This window comes from Chelatococcus asaccharovorans (genome assembly GCF_003201475.1).
Classification (GTDB): domain Bacteria; phylum Pseudomonadota; class Alphaproteobacteria; order Rhizobiales; family Beijerinckiaceae; genus Chelatococcus; species Chelatococcus asaccharovorans.
Map to the genome: position 1 here is coordinate 156,384 of NZ_QJJK01000003.1, position 17,566 is coordinate 173,949.

Consider the following 17,566-nt stretch of genomic DNA (forward strand, 5'->3'; position numbering starts at 1 on the left):
TCATGCCCCGCTACACCGTTCTCAAGGCCGGCTTCTTCAACCAGTCCTATCAGGACGAGAAGGCCGTCATCACGCTGACCGAGAAGCAGGCGAAATACCATCTGCTCGCGGGGTCGATCGAGCTCACCCGAGAGGACAAACCTGACCCGAAGCCGTCGCCTAAGAAGCCCTCGGGTGACTGATGGACTCGGCGGGCACCAATCCGCTCACAGGCCAACTCCTGACGGATTGGGAGCACGTCCAGGCCTCGATTGCGGACATCTTGATCACGCCCATCGGTACGCGCGTGATGCTGCGAGACTACGGCAGCCGACTGACCGATCTCATTGACCAGCCGCAGAACCGCATCACGCTCGTCGACTACGTGCTCGCCATCCACGAAGCACTGGATCGCTGGGAGCCCCGCTTCGTGGTGACGCAGGTGCTTCTCGAGGCCGCGACCGCAGGTCACCTCACCGTGCAGATCATCGGGCAATACCGGCCGCGGGCGCACCTCGGCGATCTCAAGGTGGCTGACGTCCGTTCAATCTTCATCCCTATCCAGCGCGCCGCATAGGGGCTCCCCATGACCCGCTTCACCGCGTCGACGCTCGACCTGTCGAGCCTCGATCCGGCCTCGCTGTGGCCGGCGCTCACCTTCCAAGGCTTCACGGACGAGCGAATCCACAGTGCCGAGGGGCTCCTTGCCCGCCTTAGCGCTGCCGGCATCCCGTTCAACGTCGAGAACCTCGAAAGCGACATCACGATCAAGGGGCAGGAGACGTCTGCCTATCGTGAGCTCCTCGCGCATCAAGCCATGCGCGATATCGCCCTCGATCTGACCGTGGCTTTTGGACGGGGCCGCCTGCTCGATCTCAAGGGGATCGAATACGGCACGACGCGTCTTGTGGTCACGCCCGCCATGAACGGCGCGGACGCCGTCATGGAAAGCGACGATCGCTTTCGCGCACGCATCCAACTCGCCCCTGAGGCCTTCGGTGGGGCAGGGACGCCCGGCGGTTACATCTACCACGCCACGGCGACCTCGCCCGATGTCCATGACGTCGGAGTCGTGATGCTCGGCCGCGGCACTCCGAATGTCACGGTCGAGCTGACCATCATGTCCGCAAGCGGAAACGGCGAGCCTTCCGACAGCCTTCTGGAGGATGTGCGGCGGCGGATGCTGTCCGAGAATATCAAGATGCTCACCGACGTCGTGACCGTTCGGAGAGCTGTCGCGATCCCCTACACGATCGCAGCCGTCTTGCATGTACCGTCAGGCCCTGACCCGGAAGTCATTCGCCAGGCAGCCATCACATCCGTCAACGCCATGGCGTCTCGTTACCAGCGACTTGCTGGCGGCGTGCCGCATTCGGCCGTCGTCGCTGCGCTCCATGTGGGTGGCGTCGACCACGTCACAGACGTCACGCCGACGAATGACGTGCTGACTGAACGCTACCAATTCGGCCGTCTGACGGGGGTCAACGTTTCGATCCAGGTGCTCCGTGGTTGAACCGGTCTCGCTGCTGCCTCCCTCAGCCAATCGTTGGGAGCTCGCGCATGAGCTGACTGACGCCTGGCGGTGGTCACAGCTCGATCCGCACTGGATTGTCAGGCAAACCAGCCCGCTGACGTGCGACCCAACCGTATTGCCGGTCTTGGCCTGGGATCGCTCCGTCGATCTTTGGGACAACAGCTGGCCGATCGAGAAGAAGCGCCACATCGCATCGATCTCGTTCCAACTACATCGCGCGAAAGGCACGCTGGGAGGGATCAAAGCCCATGTGTCGATCATGGGCGGACGGATCATTAAGGCTACCGTCCCTCCGGCGAAAACCTTCCTGATGCCGAAGCTGACGGATGAGGAGCGACAGTCCTTCCTGGCCCGCTTCCCGCAGTTGCGCATCTATCCCTATCGCGTGCGCGAACAGGATCGCTTCATCACCACCACCAACGGGTCGATGGGACTGAAGATGTCCTTTGTCGGCCACATGTTCCCCCGTGACACGCGCGCCTACGACCGCTACCGCCGCGAGGCGCGGCTTTGGGATCGCGGCGTTGAGACGGTGCTGACCTACAAGGAGGTCCGCCGCGAAGTCTTTGACGGATTCACAGCCTACGATTTCGAGCAAATCATCCTTCCGCAAGTCGCGTCAGGCGCGATCTATGCGGGCCAACGGCCGAAGACGCGTATCTTCTTCGGCCCGGCCGGTGTCCGGGAGCGGATCATCTCGCTGCGGATCGATCGCAGCTACGCCTTCACGCTCGGCAATCGCAGCTATCAGACCATCGTGCCATCGCTTGACCCGATCCAGGTCGAACCCGAGCTCGTGAAAGCACCCGGTGTTGCGCCCGCGAAGGCGACGTTCCCCACGCGTTTCGTCGGCACGACCTTCCTGCCGCCTTCGACCGCCTGGGAGCGGATTTACGAGTGCACTTACCTGTGGGACCCGACGCGCTTGCCGGAGGCTCGGCGGCGCTGGACCCACATCGGATACACCCGCCTCGGCATGCCGGCTTACAACGCCGAACTGCAAGTTGAGATCCGGGGCAAGCGCTCACGGTACGCAGCAGGGCGCTTTCTGCGTGGTCACCTCATGGAATCGAGCCGCGCGCCACTCGACAAGGTCTGCCACGCGGTCGGCGTCTCGAAGAGCGCCCGCGACAAGATCCTTCTCGAAACCAAAACCCTACGTCCGCCCCGACTCGGCGACCGTCTCAAGGTCGGCTTCCGCTTGGGCATGCTTGTGAGGAATTAACATGGAGCGCTCGGTCATCTTCCGTGACCGCCAAGAGTTGCAGTCCAGCGATCTTGGCAACCAGCAGGGCTTTGCGCGCGACAGTATCGATCACGTTGTCCAGGATGCGGTGACGGCCGGCGTTCGCCGCTATACCGGCTTCGCCGTCACGAAGACCGGAGCCAACCAGGTGACGGTTTCGGGCGGGCGCTTCTATGCGAACGGTCCGGTCTATTTCAAGGCGGAAGACACCGTCATCGATCTGTTCAACGTGATGCCGCTGCTGACCAAGAAGAAGGTCGCAATCACGGTCTACGGCACGACGATCGAAGTCGACGTTCAACCGCGTGACTTCCTCGTCGATCCCGAGACAGGCGCGACTGAGCCGGAATCCGTGGCCATGGAGCAGCGGCGCCGCGCCGAGGTCGGCTCTGTGGCCGGCTCGGAAGCGCCGGACCCGCAAGCTCCCGCGGTCGACGCGAATTATCTGATCATCGCCTATGTGACCCTCGACCCCAACGAAGTCATTCAGGTGGAGCAAGTCGAGGCAAACCGCCTCCCGTCCGTCGCCGGCAATGCCGCGGCGATCACCGACTTGTCCAACTGGCGCAATCAGACAGGCCGACGGATCGATACCGTCGTCACCGACGTGGCGAACATCAAGGATTCGCTGGAGCTCTACGCGACTGACGATGATATCCGCAAGATCTGGGACAAGTTCGCGCAGATCGAAAAAGATATCGCGCAGCCGGCCGCCTATGTCCTCTATGAAACGGATTATCTGCTCGACCCGGCGACCGGTGATCCCGCTGAGGCTGGCTATTCGGCCGTGCACGACGAAGGCATTCGTTTCCCGAATGCGGCCAGCAATCTCCTCTCCCCTGATGTTCTTGCTCTCTACAATCCAACCGACCCGGCGATCGTCATCAACTCGAACTTCATCCTCCCCAAGTTCGACGACACGATCCGCCTCGATTGCACCGGCTATACCGGCGAGATTAATATCGGCGAGTACGTCTTCTCGAATACTGAGATCGTACAGCTTACCCGCACGCGCGAACGCATTCGCTACGGTGAGACTTTCATCGTCTGCACCAACTCCAACTATTGGCGACTTGGGCAATACGATCCGATCAGTCACACGCTGCGGTACAACGGCGAGACCTTCGAGGTCGTCAACTGGCAGGACGTTCAGAACCAGCAGGGCCTGCGCCTTCAGCACTACCAGGTGCGCCTCAAGCGCATGTTCGTCGATACGGTCGAAGAGAACTACTGGGATCGGGTCACCTCGACCGCCACGATCTCGGGCCAGAAGGTCGCCCAGACCTTCCTATGGGCGGCCGATGGCTGGCTGAGCGCTGTCGGGCTTTATTTCTCGCGCGTCGCCGCTACGGGCAATGTGGAGGTGCTGATCGCCGAGACGTTCCTCGGTCAGCCCGACATGAACAAGGTGCTCGCCCGCGTTACCCTGAACCGCGCCGACATCCAGGTGGGCACTGGCAACGCCAGCGCGGGCCTCCCGAACATTCGCGAGACCAAGGTGCCAATCCAGCCGACCCTCCTCAAGGGCGGCCAGCGCTATGCCTTGATCGTCAATGCCAACGCCCAGCACTATCTGGCGACGACAACCGCCGACAATGCCGTCATTAACGGGACCTGCTTCCGCACTACCGACGGCGGCTACTTCCTCGGCGACCTTGTCACTGACATTAAGCTGCGGTTCTACGGGGCCCAATTCCGCTCCAACCGCGCGACCGTACAGTTCGCGCCCTATTCGCTGGTCGGCGGCGTGACGTGGGTCGATCTGACCTATGAGGCCAATATCCCAGCGGCGACCATGCTCACCTGGGAAGCCTATGTGGATAACCGGTGGCAGCCGTTCGACCCTGGTGATAACGGCGTCGATTTCACCGTTCCTCCAGCCGTCTTGCAGATCCGCGCCGTGTTCACAGGCACCAAGGATCTCATGCCCGGCATTGGCATTGGAACCAAGTCCCGCGTGCTGTATGGCCGCGGCGCGACGGCTTTCAACTGGGCGTCTGACAACAAGCACCTGCCCTCCGGCTGTGACAACTTCAAGATCATGACGCGGCTGGAGAGTTTCGACGCTGGCGTCCACACCTGCGCCGTCACCCTAAAGGAAGGATCGACGACGCACACTGCCGTCGCGGTCCAGGATCGCATCGTCGAGGGCGGCGCGATCGAGCGCACGTCCACTTTCGCCCTCGGCGGCAACATCACCGACTACAAGATCAAGATCGCGGGGACCACGGCATCCGCCATCAACCCGTTCCTGGTCTCGATTATCCGCCACTACGCGACCACGTGAGGGATCAATGGCCACGCCTAAGAAACCCGAAGACGACAAGCCCTACGAGGACGACGCCTTCTACGCCGTCACGATTGTGAAACCAGCCGATCGTCAGGGCATTCAGTGGCGGCCCGACCAGCAGTATCCCTCGGTCAAAGGACTCCTCCTGAACCAGATCACAGACCTGATCGGCGAAGCGCGAAAGCTCTGAAATGGTCGATCTGTACCGATTCGCGGACGATACCCTACTGACGACGGATTTCTTCAACCGTCTGTTCGGGGACATCGATGGCCGCCTCAAAGGGAGTGAGGCCAGCCGTGACAATATCGAGACGCGCACAGAGGCGGCCATCTCGGCTTTCAATCAGCGTGTCAATGCCGTTCTAGCGGAGTTCGTCGCGTCGATCACCGGTATCGCGCAGGTCGGCGCGCTGTCAAATATCAGCGCTTCCGGCAACGTCGAGATCGCTCTCGGGCCGCGCATGGTGACGGTGTGGCCACAATATCGCGGCCAGGTGACTATTCCAGCCTATGCTTACCTGACCGCTGCGAACGATCCCAGCCTCTCAATGGGTGGCCCGATCAGCGGCTACGATGCGAATACCGGCGAACTCACCGTCAATGCCATTGTGGCTAACGGCGCTGGTAGTGCGCTGGACTGGCGTATCGGGATCTCGGCCTCCAACACCTTCTTTCCCGAGCAGGAGATCTCTGGCAGTCAGATCCGCTTCCGCCGTCCTGATGGCTCCTGGGGCGACTGGCTCGAGGTTGGTGGCGGCGATATTTCATCGATTTCCGGCCTTCCAGCGGCGCTTGCGTCGAAGGCGAACCAAGCTGACGTAGTGGCTGCGCTCGCCGAGAAGGCGACTATCACAGCGCTGACAGAGGGCTTGGCGCTCAAGGCGGCGATCTCGCACCTGCATACCATTGCGAACATCACCGGCCTCCAAGCTGCGCTCGACGCGAAGGCGGCGATCACGCACGTTCACGACATGACGAATATCAACGGCCTGGCCGACGCCTTGGCCGCGAAGGCTGCCGCGGCCGCGGTGCTGGCGCTGTCCGGCGGCACGTTGACCGGGCTGCTGAACGTCAAGACACAGTCCGTCGCAACCGTCGACCTGAACAACATTACCGGCTCGGTGGCCCTGAACCTGAGCAACGCGAACCATTTTCGCGGGACAGTAACGGGCAACACCACCTTTACGATCACCGGAGCCCCAGTGTCCGGCGTTGCTTTCCCAATCATTCTCGAGCTGACCAACCCCGGTTCCAAGACCTTGACATTCCCGTCCGGCGCGAAATGGCCGGGCGGAACTCAGCCAGCCTTCACCGTCTCGGGTGTCGACATCATCGTCGGCATCAGCCGCGACGCAGGCGCGACGATCCGCTGGGCACTGTCCCAGAAGGACAGCAAGTAATGCTCTGGGAATACATGCTCGGCTCGGGTGAGGAGGCTCTGCCGCCTGATATCTGGCTGATGATGGGCGGCCCGTCGTACAGCGGGCCGTGGAAGGCGGCTGGCTCCTCTGATGGCGTGAACTTTGAGTTCCGCGGTGACGCCTTCCCCGGCTCCTCGTTCAACGTATGCCGGGGGGCTGGGCGTTGGGTTTCCATCGCCACTACCAACGAGGTCTTCACATCGGTCGACGGGCTTGATTGGACGAGCGCAGGTATGCTGCCAGTCCCGGACGGCACCACGATCAATTGCATGGCTTTTGCGAACGGCCTGTTCGTCGCCGCTGGCACCGGCGGGCGCCTGGTTACCTCTCCCGATGGCCTGACGTGGACTCTTCGGACATCGAATTTCCCAAGCGGGCAGATCGGCGCCGTCGCCTATGGGAATGGCATTTGGATGGCCGTTGGCTCGTCGCAAAATGTCATCACATCGACAAATGGCACGACGTGGGCAGCCAAGACCAACTCGCTACCGGCGAGCAATCTAACAGGCGCCATCTATGCTATGGGCATGTGGGTGGTTATTGGGACCGCAGGGCTTCTTGCCACATCCGCGAATAATGGGACCAGCTGGACCGTCCGCAATCTTTTCGCTGGAAGCAAGAACGTCATGACTATTGCCTTCACGGGCACGGCTTTCTTCGCCGCAGCGACGGACGGCGTAGATCATGTCGGCTACGTCTCAACGAACGGCACCGCATGGTCGATGCTCGTGACATGGACTGACATGCAACCCGTCAAGATCACATCTGGCGGCAGTCGGATGGCCCTGCTGGGGTACGATGGGGCAACCCCCTTTGTGAAGACGAGCACGAACCACGGGGCGAGCTGGTCGCCGATCACGATACCGGCCGAGCTCGCCTACGTCGGCGCAATTGCATACGCGGGATAATCATCGATGACATCGTATGATACGCGCGCCAGCGCGACTGCGCTGGCGGCGATCGATATCGCTCGTGGTGTCCTGACTGATGCCAACCGATCGCTGACCGCCGCCACTGCTCAGAACGATCGCGCGCAATCCGCTGAGGCACGGATCTCCGCCACACTGGCTTCCTTTAAGGTCCCGCATCGGTGGGTAGGCACCCGCCTCGATATTCTCGGGCCTGAAGGCTTTGTGGACGGCGCGGATCTTGTTGGCCCACCCGGCTCTCCTGGCAGTAACGGCGACAGCGCCTACCAGATCTGGTTGGCCGCCGGAAATACGGGGTCGATCTCGGACTTTCTGCAGGCTCTGCGCGGTAACCGAGGCGACCCCGGCCCCAGCGTCTATGAGTTCTGGTTGGCGCAGGGGAATGTCGGCACGGAAGCTGAGTTTCTCGCGAGCCTCGTTGGCCCTACAGGCGCGAGTGCCTACCAAGCTTGGCTCGACGAAGGCAACACCGGGTCGGCAGCGGAGTTCATCGAAGCGCTCCGGGGGCCGCCCGGTTTGGACGGCCGAAACGGCACCCGCTGGTATGCGACCTTCAACGCCGCGCCTTCGGCTGGTCTTGGCTACAACGACGACTTCGCGATCGATCTGGTCACCGGGAACGTCTACGAGAAGGCATCTGGCACTTGGCAAGATAGCGGTTACAGCCTCATTGGACCGCCAGGTGCTGGCAGCGGCGACTTCTCCGGCCCGGCCGGTGCGGTAACTGACAACATCATCCTTTTCGCGAGTGGCACGGGTAAACTTGGCAAGGACTCGGGGAAGAAGCTCAGCGACCTGGCCACAGCCGGCCACGGGCACTCCGACGCCACGACTGGAGTCTCTGGCTTCATGTCGGCGACCGACAAGACGAAGCTCAACGGGATCGCATCGGGCGCCACGGCGAACTCCAGCGACTCCACTCTGCTGAACCGAGCGAACCACACCGGAACGCAGGCCATCTCGACGATCGACGGCCTATCCACCGCGCTGGCGGATAAGGCTGATGCAGACGATGTCGCCATGGCACTGGTGTCGAAGGTGGACGCTGTTGACCTGGCTACCGTGGCCACAAGTAACAGCTACGTCGACCTCGACGACAAGCCGAACATACCCTCTGTGCCGGCGGATATAGGCGCCGCTCCGGTCAGCCATGGTCACATTATCAGCGATGTTTCAGGCCTGCAGACAGCGCTGGACGGCAAGCAACCACTTGCGTCGCTCCTGACCAATATCGCCGCGCTCACGATGATCGCTGATCGGCTGATCTATGGGACGGGCGCCGGCACGGTAGGGCTTGCGACGCTGACAAGTCACGCCAGATCGCTCTTGGCGGCCGCGGATGGGGCGGTATCACGCTCTGTGATCGGCGCTGAGGCTGCGGCCAACAAGGGCGCGAACAACGGCTATGCGGGACTGGACAGTGGCGGCAAGGTGCCTGTGGCGCAACTGCCTGCGGCCGTTCTTGGCGCTATGTCCTACCAGGGCACGTGGAATGCCAACACCAATAGCCCGACCATCCCGGCCGCGTCCAGCGGCAACAAGGGCTACTTTTACAAGGTCTCGACAGCTGGCACGACCTCTGTCAGCGGGATCAGCGATTGGGGTGTCGGCGATTGGATCGTGTCGAACGGCACGAGCTGGGACAAGATCGATAATACCGACGCGGTGACGTCCGTCGCCGGCCTCGTAGGTGCGATCACAGGCAGCTCGCTCAAGACCGCCATTGGCCTGCTGAAAGGCGACGTCGGCCTCGGTAGCGTCGATAACACCGCTGATGCAGACAAGCCGGTTTCGACAGCACAGGCCGCCGCCATCAAGGCCAAACCTGAGACGATCGTCCTCGCCTGCAGCGACCTCACGTCAGCGATTTCGGCGGGTACGAACAAGGCCTACCTCCGTATGCCCTATGCCTTCACCCTGACAGCGGTCAAAGCCTCTTTCCTGACCGCGCAGGCGTCCGGCAATATCTTCACTGTCGACGTCAACAAGAACGGCACGACGGTGCTATCGACGAAGCTCACCATAGACAACACCGAGAAGACTTCCGCCACGGCCGCCACAGCTGCCGTGATCTCGGTGTCGAGTTTTTCTGCGGACGATGAAGTCACGATTGACGTTGACCAGATCGGCAACGGGTCGGCCCGCGGCCTGGAAGTCACGCTCGTGGGGTACCAGACGTGAGCTTGATCATTAATCCGTATGTCTTCGCAGCCGCAGCGGTGCCCGTCGGTGGCACCCTAACTGTTGGATCGAACAGTTCTAGTAGAGGATACTCGACCGGAGCGTTCACTTACGGTTCGGTCACGCATCCATTGGTTTTTTCACGGTTTGCGTGGACGACAGACTCGCCTTCGCAAGTAAGTGGAGGTGACCTCATTATGAAAACCAACGTTGGGTCCCTCATTATTAACGGCGTCACAATAGATCTATCGGCTCTCGAAGATTTCGGTGGTGGCCTCTGGGGAAGAGCAAGCTTTACGAATTTCGGCTCGAATTTCACAACTACCAACGGCGCGACCGTAGCCTACCAGCTGGTCGGCGTTCCCGGCACATAGCGAGCGGGGCTCATGTCCATCGAACATATGAACCAAAAGCTTCGGGTCACCGGGGTGATCGACGTGGTCGTGACCGAGACCGTCTCCGATGGCGACGGTGGCTGGGTCCGTTCAATCCGCATCTTCGGTCCGGCGGGAACATCAGCGCCGGCCGTGCTCGAAGTGGTACTCGGGTCTGCCGAGAAAGACAGCATCAACATCAAGACGCCGGAACTCGAATTCTAGCGAATATTCGACCCTCAAAGTCAACGACAAGCATAACCTAATCCACGTTTGAGGCCGCCCTCACTAGGCGGCCTTTTCTTTTGGAGGCCAGTATGGCGACCCAATTCCTCCATGGACTCGAGACTCTCGAGATTTCGGACGGCATCCGGCCCATCCAGACCGTGCGCTCGTCTGTCATCGGCATCATCGGCACAGCCCCGGACGCCGATGTGGAAAAGTTCCCTCTGGACGTACCCGTGCTCGTACTGAATCCGCGTGATGCGATTGATCTCGGGGTCGAGGGCACGCTGCCAGACGCGCTCCGCGCGATCCAGTCGCGCGTCTGGGCCTGGTGCATCGTCGTCCGCGTGACCGAGGGCGCCACGGCTCCTGAGACGATGTCCAACATCATCGGCGACGCCACCCAGATGACGGGGGTGAATGCCTTCCTCAAGAACACCTCTCAGATCAGCGGCGTCGCGCCAGTCGGCCTCAAGCCGCGGATGCTGATCGCGCCGGGTTTCACCGGAGCCAGGCCGACCACGGGGGTGGCCGCGATCAATGTCGGGGCAGGGGGGAGCGGTTACGTCCAGGGCACCACCACCGTGACTGTTGCGGCTGCTCCGGCTGGTGGCCGCACCGCAAAGGCGCATGCCGTCGTCGTAGCGGGCGCTGTTACGTCCATCGTCGTTGACGATCCAGGCTTCGGCTACTCAAGCGCTCCGACCATCACGATCGCCGGAGCGGGCACCTTGGCTACCGCGACCGCCACATTGGGCGCGGTGAAGAACCCCGTTGTCGCGGCGCTGCTTAGCTTGGCGCCGCGCTTCCGCGCCACGGTCTGGGCTGACGGCCCCGGCACGACCCGTGGCGCCGCCGTGACCTTCGCGAGTGATTGGGGCTCCGATCGTCTTTACGTCATCGATCCGCTCGCCCAAGTCTGGGACGTCGCGACTTCTGCAGTCGTCGATGGCCCTGCGTCACCCCACGCGGTCGCTCAGCAGGCCTGGCTGGACAACAACCGTGGGTTCTGGTGGTCGGCGTCCAACCAGGAGCTTCTGAACGTTCTGGGCCCGTCGCGGCCGATCGACTTCCGGCCCAACGACCCGGATTGCGAAGCCAACTACCTGAACGAAATGAAGGTCGCGACCATCGTCGCCTACCAGGGCGTGCGCCTGTGGGGCAACCGCTCGACCTCGACCGACCCGATCTGGTCGTTCCTGTCCGTCCGCCGCACCGCGGATATGATCTACGAGAGCATTGAAGCGAACATGCTCTGGGCCATCGACCGGCCCATCAGCAAGAACTCTTTGCTCGAGATCCAGGAGAGCGTCCGCGAGTATCTGCGGCACCTGCAGATCAACGGCGCGATCGTGGGCGGGAATGCCTGGGTCGACCCGTCGATCAACACGCCAGCCCTTCTGCAGGCCGGACACGTCCATGTCGACTTCGACATTGAGCCGGCCGCGCCGATCGAGCGGCTGACCTTCCGGGCGCACCGGAACGCCACTTACTACGAAGAGCTCGTCGCGCAGGTCCAGCGCGCCGCGGCTTGATCCTTAACGTCCCCAATCGTTTTTCGCCGCCCGTCCCTCCGGGCGGCTTCTCTTTTGGGAGTCCGCGATGCGCGACGTCCTCCACAATATGTCGGTCTTCATTGATGGCGTCGGCCGCATTGGCGACGCGGCGACGGTTCGGCCGCCCGTCCTGACCATGCACATTGAAGACTTTATGGGCGGCGGCATGAATACGCCGCTCCCGGTGCATCTCGGAACGGAGAAACTCGGGGCCGAGATCGAGATGAATGGCGTCCATCGTCAGAGCTTCGCGCTCTTCGGCCTGGCGCCCGGCGTCATCAAGCCGTTCACCATTCACGGCGCACTTGCGTCTAGCGATGGCACAAAGATCGGCATCACGATGCATATGCGGGGCTTCATCGAGGAAATTGATGAAGGCGACTGGGTCAACCAGGAGATCGCGAAGACCAACATCAAGCTCGCGCTCAATTACTATCGGCGTCTCGAGGAGGGCGTGGAGAAGCTCGAGATTGATGTGTTGCTCGGCACCATCAAGACGGACGGCATCGATCAGACCCAGTGGATGAAGGATCGCCTTTATTTGTGACCGCCGTTCCGGCATCCTCTCCACGAAACGGAGGGGGGAGGAATGCGCAAATATCTGGTCGCGGCAGGTTGTTTTTTCTTCAGCCTCAGCTCGGCGCTGTCGGCAGAGCCGTGCTTTCGGAAGTTGGGCGCTAAATCAAGCTTCGGATCTGACGCGCAGGTCAAACTGGTTCAGGAGCTTGCCCGGCGCCCCTGTGATGTCCTTGGCTTTTCCTTCAAATCGGGCACCCGAGAAACACTCATTCTTGCAGACTTGCGCGAGGGTGAGTTGCGGAGGACCGCATCGGCTGGCGGCTCAGTGAGCTGGACTTCCTGGTCCGGGTTCACACGCGCGGAACTGCTCGCCCTAGACCCAGCGAATGGCTTCGAGCTCCGCGGTTTCGTGGCATCAGGCGGGAAGGCGAAAATGCCGGCGGCCGGCCAAGCCATTCTCGATCTCGCGGAGCGACTAAAACTACCGAGCGCGATGGTAGCGCCCTGGTAATCGTCCACCACGTCCCCAACCACAAGGCCCGCCACACGGCGGGCTTTTCGTTTTTGGAGTTCCCTCATGGAAACCTACACGCTCCTTGAGCCCATTACGTTCAACGGTGAGAACATCACCGTCCTGACCTACCGCCGCCCGAAGGGGCGCGATCTCATCAAAATGGATCGTCCCGGCGTCACGGAATCCCAGAAAGTTTTGAACCTGCTGGTCGATCTCACCGAACGGCCCAAGGATCTCTTGCTGGAACTCGATGGGCGAGACTTCCTGCAGTTGTCCCAGAGCATCCTCCCTTTGTTGCAGCTGCCCCAGGAAACCTCGACGACGTGATGGCCGATGTCGCGTTCGCGTTCGGGGGCGGTTTCGGGGACGTCCGAGACCTCTCGATCGATGAGCTCCTGCGTCTGCATAAGCTGGGCATAGAGCGTCTGAAGATCACCGCCCGGAGAGTCTTTTGAGCAACGTCGCTGAAATCCTCATTCGTCTGATCGATGAGGTCACAAAGCCGGCGAAGCAAGTCGCCAACGCCTTGAAGGGCGTCACTGACAGCGCTAACGGCGTCCAGAAGGCCACCGGGCCCTTGCAGCGGCTGCGAGACCGTCTCTCGGCGGCTATCCGGCCGGCATTGGAGCTCGGGCGGGCCTTGCGTCAAGCCGCAGCGACGCCCGTGCAATCGGGGCTTAATGGCCTCACGCTGCTCGCCCGTCAGTTCGATCGGGTGACCGCTTCAGCGCGCAGGATGGCGCAGGCTCTCCGCGAGAGCGGCATCTCGGCTCGGATGCTGAAGAGCGGCTTGACATCGCTATCGGCGGGAACGCGGCAGCTCGCGGGTGGAGCGCTGCGAGCCGGGGCGATCGGGACGACGATCTATCTCGGCAAAGTGGCTGGTGCTGTGGCGTTCGTCAAAACCCAGCTCATGGATACCCAGGTCGAGTTCGAGAAATACGGCGCTGTTCTGGAAGCCGTCACGAAATCGCCCGAGAAGGCCAAGACGGCCCTCCAGGCCATGTCAGACTTCGCCGCGCGCACTCCCTATGAGCTGGGCGAGGTCACTGACGCTTTTGTGCGCCTGTCGTCTTACGGCGTCGTGAATGTCTCCAACATGGAGGATGCGATCAAGACGATGCGCGTCCTCGGTGATACCGCTGCCGCCATGGGCAAGACCTATGAGCAGGCGGTCGAGGCAATGTCGGACGCCCAGACCGGGCAAAATGAGCGCCTCAAGGAATTTGGCATCCTGGCGAACAAAGAGGGCAGCAAGGTTGCCTTCACCTTCACGGATGCGCTTGGAAAGCAGGTCACGCGATCGGTTAAAGCGAGCGACAGGAACGCGATCAAAAAGGCGCTGTTGGACATCTTCGACAGCAAGTTCGCCGGCTCGATGGATAAGATGTCCCGCACTCTAGGCGGGATTCTGTCGAACCTCTCGGACACCTGGACCCGCTTCAAGCAGATGATCGTCGAGGCGGGCGTGGGCGATGAGATCAAGCGCCAGCTCCAGAGTATTCTCGACCTGTGGGATGATCTCAACAAGCAAGTGACCGCGCCGCTGCAAATCGGGGCTCCGCAATGGAGCCTCAACAAGAAGATGCCCTGGCAGCCGGACAACGTGAAACCAGAGGACACACCGACATTCCAGCCTCGGCAGGGCCCGTCTTCTTTTCCGATGGTCTCCGGGACCATGTCTTCCGGCTATCAGAGTGAGGCGACCGGTGCGCAGAAGCTGGCGCAGACGGTATCCGACGAAATCGTCAAGTCGCTCCGCCAGATCCGTGATGTCGTCATGGAGGTTTATGGAGCGTTCAACCAGCTCTACGGGATGCTCGACCGGGTCGCCAAAAGCCCCTTGGTCGACGCGGTTGGTGGGTGGCGGGCCGTGCTGGTCACGCTCCTGGCTCTCCCGATCTTGAGCTCAGGCATCCAGATGGGCGCCGGTCTCGTCATCATGGCTCTTGGCGTCTCCAAGCTCGCTGCGGCACTCGGCGTCCTGGGGGCAGGGGCTGCGTTGCAGGGCGTTGCCACTCTGAACACGCTCACGGCGGGCGGTCTCCTCGCGGGTCTTGGGAAATTCGCCTTGCTGGCGGGCAAGTTCATGCTAGTCGCCACCGCTATTGCAGCGGTGGTGACCAATTGGGAGAAGCTGGCCGCTATCTGGCAGAGCGACACCGGGATTTTCTCGAAGATCGACCAGAGTGTCGCGACGGTCGTGCGCCAGATGACGGATTGGACGGGCCAGCTCTTCGGTATCGAGGATCTGTCAGGCAAGCTGGACGCCATCGAGGCCAAAATTGCTTCCTGGGGCGCGAGCGTGATCGCGCAAATCCGGTCAGTCTTCTCGATCGACCTCAGCGCCCTGGGTGCTGCCCTGATCAACAGCCTTTGGACCGGTATGAAAAAAGCCGGCGCGGCGCTCCTCGATTGGGCCAAGGGTCTCGCGGCCTCAATCAAAAACGTGTTCTCGAACATCACGTTCAGCGCGACGCCGGCCACCCCGAATAGCGAACCGCCGAAAACCGCCCCCCAAAACGATCCCGCTGGGATATTTCGATCGAAGCCGCGGGTCTTGGGAGCGCCGGACTCTGACGCACCACCTGGCAAACAGGGAGCTCTTCCGGCGCTGCCGACTACGCTTGGCCAGGCGCCTGTGCCGGCACCTACGCTCGCTCTGGCGATGGCGGTCCCGCAGATCAAGCCTCCCAGCCTATCCATCGCGCCCCCGTCCGTGACCGTGAGAGCGCCGGAGGTCGATCTACCCGATGTGACAGCGGTTGTTCCGAAACCGCCTCCCCCGACCGTGCAGACGGTTGTGCCGAAGATCCCGCTCCCAGCGGTCCCCGCGCCGAACCTCACGGTCGAGCGCCCAGCAGCGCCGACGCTGACAGTCCCCGCCCCCGCGAGCCGGCCACAAAGTTCGTTGGCTTTCGACCCGGGGCAGGCACCCGCAGCGACCAATGTCGAACCCGTGAGGCGCGAGTCCATCGATAACAACACGACCATCAATGTCACGGTCGATGCGCGCGGGGAGGGAGCGGACAACATCGCGCGCAAGATCGTGGCCGCAGTCGAGGGGCGCACGCGCCGGCTCAATGATGGTCTGAACGGTGGATCGTTCGCATGAGCACTATTCTGATGGGTCTTGGGCCCCACCGATTCGGTCTGGCTGCTGCGAATTATCAAGATCTGAAGAACCGGATCACCGCTCGCTGGCCCGCCAACAAGGTGATCGGCGCGCAGCCGATCTATCAGTTCCTGGGGCCGGACGACCATGAGCTCTCTCTTCAAGGGCTCATCTTCCCCGAGTGGATGTCAGGGTATGACGAGCTGTCAGCGTTGCGTGGAAGCGCGGCGGCAGGCTCGCTCTACAGCTTCGCCTCCAACTTGGGCGATGTGTTCGGCAACTGGATCATCCTTGGCGTGGAGAGCTCAGAAGCGCGCTTTAATCGGGGCGGTCTGCCTCGCCGTGTCGAGTTTTCGCTGCTGCTCGTAAAGGGCTCTTCGCGCTACGGAACCGCGTGATGGCAGAAATCTATGTGACGAAGCCGGGCGATATGGTCGACCTCATCTGCCATAGGCGATTCGGCCATACGCGGGATCGCGTTGTCGAGAAGACCTTGGAGCTTAACCGCGGTCTCGCGGGGCTCAACCATCCCCTTCCCGCTGGTGTGACCATCGCTCTCCCGGAGATCAAGCCGTCACCGGTTCGTCGGGTCAGGCTTTACGACTGATGATCCCTACATTCTTCGTGCTGGTCGACGGGACAGACGTCTCGGCGAACTTCGTCTCGCGGCTGGTGGAGCTGCGGATGACCGATGCGAGCGGGCGGGAAAGCGACTGCGTCACGATTCTGCTCGACAATAAGGATCGGGAGTTGGTCGCGCCCCGCCGCGGCGCGTTGATGTATGCCGCGATCGGCTGGAATGGAAGCCATGACGTCGATGGCGAGTATATCGTCGAGTCGAGCGTGATCGAAGGGGGCGGCGAGCAGCCCTTCACCCTGAGTGTCGAAGGAAAATCGGCCGATCTGCGCGAAACGATCAAGCAGCACAGGACCGAGGACCACCAGAAAACGACCGTCGGCGCGCTTGTGAACAAGCTCGCTCAGCGCAATAGCCTGACGCCAGCCGTTGGGCAGGATCTCGCGTCGGTTGAGCTGGACTACCTGGGGCAGTCCGAGGAATCGGATATGCACTTGCTCTCTCGCCTGGCGCGGCGACTGGGTGCCGTTGCGGCTGTGAAGGATCGGCGACTTCTCTTCACGCGCAAAGGCTCGGGGCAGGGGGCCACCGGTACGTCACTCGGCAGTGCAACGGTCGTGCTGACCGACATTATATATCTGCGCTGCGCTGTGAAGGACCGGCCCCGGTTCGGGAAGGTGCAGACGACCTATATGGATCGCGGCACAGGCCTGGAAAAGCTCTACACGAAAGAGTTCGGAGACGGCGGCCCGGATTTCTTCATTCGGCATCCCTTCTCGACCAAGGATGAGGCGGAGCGTGCAGCCGGCGCTCGCGCACGCGAACTCGAAACCGAGGGCAACACGCTCACGCTAACGCTCCACGGCCGAGGCGATATCGCCGCTGAGATGAAACTCAACGTCGTGGGCATTTGTCCCAACGCTGATGGGCAATGGTCTGTCGAGCGGGTCGAGCAGGTGCTCGATCAGTCTGGCTGGCGCACGGAAGTCGAGTGCACGCGAGACAAGGCGGACAAAGACGCCGGCGGCGACGAGAGCATCGAATAGTCCAACCGTTTGCCAGAACTCGCCTGGGGACGGCGGGTCGCCGGCTTGCCGGCGGGCCTG

At 61.9% G+C, this 17,566-nt stretch carries 18 protein-coding genes; all 18 read left to right on the forward strand.

Annotation, left to right across the window (positions count from 1 at the left end; genetic code table 11):
- Positions 1–2 precede the first annotated feature (2 nt).
- On the forward strand, positions 3–182 hold the full coding sequence (locus tag C7450_RS08240; protein WP_146227298.1) for a hypothetical protein: 180 nt from the start codon (positions 3–5) through the stop codon (positions 180–182).
- Positions 182–556, forward strand: a complete 375-nt coding sequence (locus tag C7450_RS08245) for a GPW/gp25 family protein (RefSeq protein ID WP_110373959.1) — start codon at positions 182–184, stop codon at positions 554–556. The genes C7450_RS08240 and C7450_RS08245 overlap by 1 nt, the downstream gene beginning before the upstream one ends.
- 9 nt (positions 557–565) lie before the next feature.
- Complete coding sequence (locus C7450_RS08250) at positions 566–1,492, forward strand: baseplate assembly protein (RefSeq protein WP_110373960.1); 927 nt, start codon at positions 566–568, stop codon at positions 1,490–1,492.
- On the forward strand, positions 1,485–2,738 hold the full coding sequence (locus C7450_RS08255) for a phage tail protein I (RefSeq protein ID WP_110373961.1): 1,254 nt from the start codon (positions 1,485–1,487) through the stop codon (positions 2,736–2,738). The genes C7450_RS08250 and C7450_RS08255 overlap by 8 nt, the downstream gene beginning before the upstream one ends.
- Before the next feature lies 1 nt (position 2,739).
- Complete coding sequence (locus tag C7450_RS08260; RefSeq protein WP_110373962.1) at positions 2,740–5,046, forward strand: hypothetical protein; 2,307 nt, start codon at positions 2,740–2,742, stop codon at positions 5,044–5,046.
- A gap of 7 nt (positions 5,047–5,053) precedes the next feature.
- Positions 5,054–5,239 (forward strand): hypothetical protein, encoded by a 186-nt coding sequence (locus C7450_RS08265; RefSeq protein ID WP_110373963.1) that lies wholly within the window; start codon positions 5,054–5,056, stop codon positions 5,237–5,239.
- A gap of 1 nt (position 5,240) precedes the next feature.
- Positions 5,241–6,449: a phage tail fiber repeat family protein gene (locus tag C7450_RS08270; RefSeq protein WP_110373964.1), complete on the forward strand. Its 1,209-nt coding sequence runs from the start codon at positions 5,241–5,243 to the stop codon at positions 6,447–6,449.
- Complete coding sequence (locus tag C7450_RS08275; protein WP_110373965.1) at positions 6,449–7,378, forward strand: WD40/YVTN/BNR-like repeat-containing protein; 930 nt, start codon at positions 6,449–6,451, stop codon at positions 7,376–7,378. The genes C7450_RS08270 and C7450_RS08275 overlap by 1 nt, the downstream gene beginning before the upstream one ends.
- A gap of 6 nt (positions 7,379–7,384) precedes the next feature.
- On the forward strand, positions 7,385–9,580 hold the full coding sequence (locus C7450_RS08280; RefSeq protein ID WP_110373966.1) for a hypothetical protein: 2,196 nt from the start codon (positions 7,385–7,387) through the stop codon (positions 9,578–9,580).
- A 386-nt stretch (positions 9,581–9,966) separates the two neighbouring features.
- Positions 9,967–10,179 carry a hypothetical protein gene (locus C7450_RS08285; RefSeq protein ID WP_110373967.1) on the forward strand — a complete coding sequence of 71 codons (213 nt, stop codon included), beginning with the start codon at positions 9,967–9,969 and terminating at the stop codon, positions 10,177–10,179.
- Positions 10,180–10,271: 92 nt separating this feature from the next.
- Positions 10,272–11,714, forward strand: a complete 1,443-nt coding sequence (locus C7450_RS08290; RefSeq protein WP_110373968.1) for a phage tail sheath C-terminal domain-containing protein — start codon at positions 10,272–10,274, stop codon at positions 11,712–11,714.
- Positions 11,715–11,781: 67 nt separating this feature from the next.
- The gene (locus tag C7450_RS08295; protein ID WP_110373969.1) at positions 11,782–12,282 is read left to right on the forward strand and encodes a phage major tail tube protein; all 501 of its coding nucleotides are present in this window, start codon (positions 11,782–11,784) and stop codon (positions 12,280–12,282) included.
- A 42-nt stretch (positions 12,283–12,324) separates the two neighbouring features.
- On the forward strand, positions 12,325–12,765 hold the full coding sequence (locus C7450_RS08300) for a hypothetical protein (protein WP_110373970.1): 441 nt from the start codon (positions 12,325–12,327) through the stop codon (positions 12,763–12,765).
- Positions 12,766–12,831: 66 nt separating this feature from the next.
- Entirely contained in the window at positions 12,832–13,095 is a 264-nt protein-coding gene (locus tag C7450_RS08305) for a phage tail assembly protein (protein WP_110373971.1), read from the forward strand.
- 124 nt (positions 13,096–13,219) lie between these two features.
- On the forward strand, positions 13,220–15,883 hold the full coding sequence (locus C7450_RS08310; RefSeq protein WP_110373972.1) for a tape measure protein: 2,664 nt from the start codon (positions 13,220–13,222) through the stop codon (positions 15,881–15,883).
- Positions 15,880–16,281, forward strand: a complete 402-nt coding sequence (locus C7450_RS08315) for a phage tail protein (protein WP_110373973.1) — start codon at positions 15,880–15,882, stop codon at positions 16,279–16,281. The genes C7450_RS08310 and C7450_RS08315 overlap by 4 nt, the downstream gene beginning before the upstream one ends.
- The gene (locus C7450_RS08320) at positions 16,281–16,490 is read left to right on the forward strand and encodes a tail protein X (protein WP_110373974.1); all 210 of its coding nucleotides are present in this window, start codon (positions 16,281–16,283) and stop codon (positions 16,488–16,490) included. The genes C7450_RS08315 and C7450_RS08320 overlap by 1 nt, the downstream gene beginning before the upstream one ends.
- 17 nt (positions 16,491–16,507) lie before the next feature.
- Positions 16,508–17,506 (forward strand): contractile injection system protein, VgrG/Pvc8 family, encoded by a 999-nt coding sequence (locus C7450_RS08325; RefSeq protein ID WP_170147142.1) that lies wholly within the window; start codon positions 16,508–16,510, stop codon positions 17,504–17,506.
- The last annotated feature ends 60 nt before the right edge of the window (positions 17,507–17,566 follow it).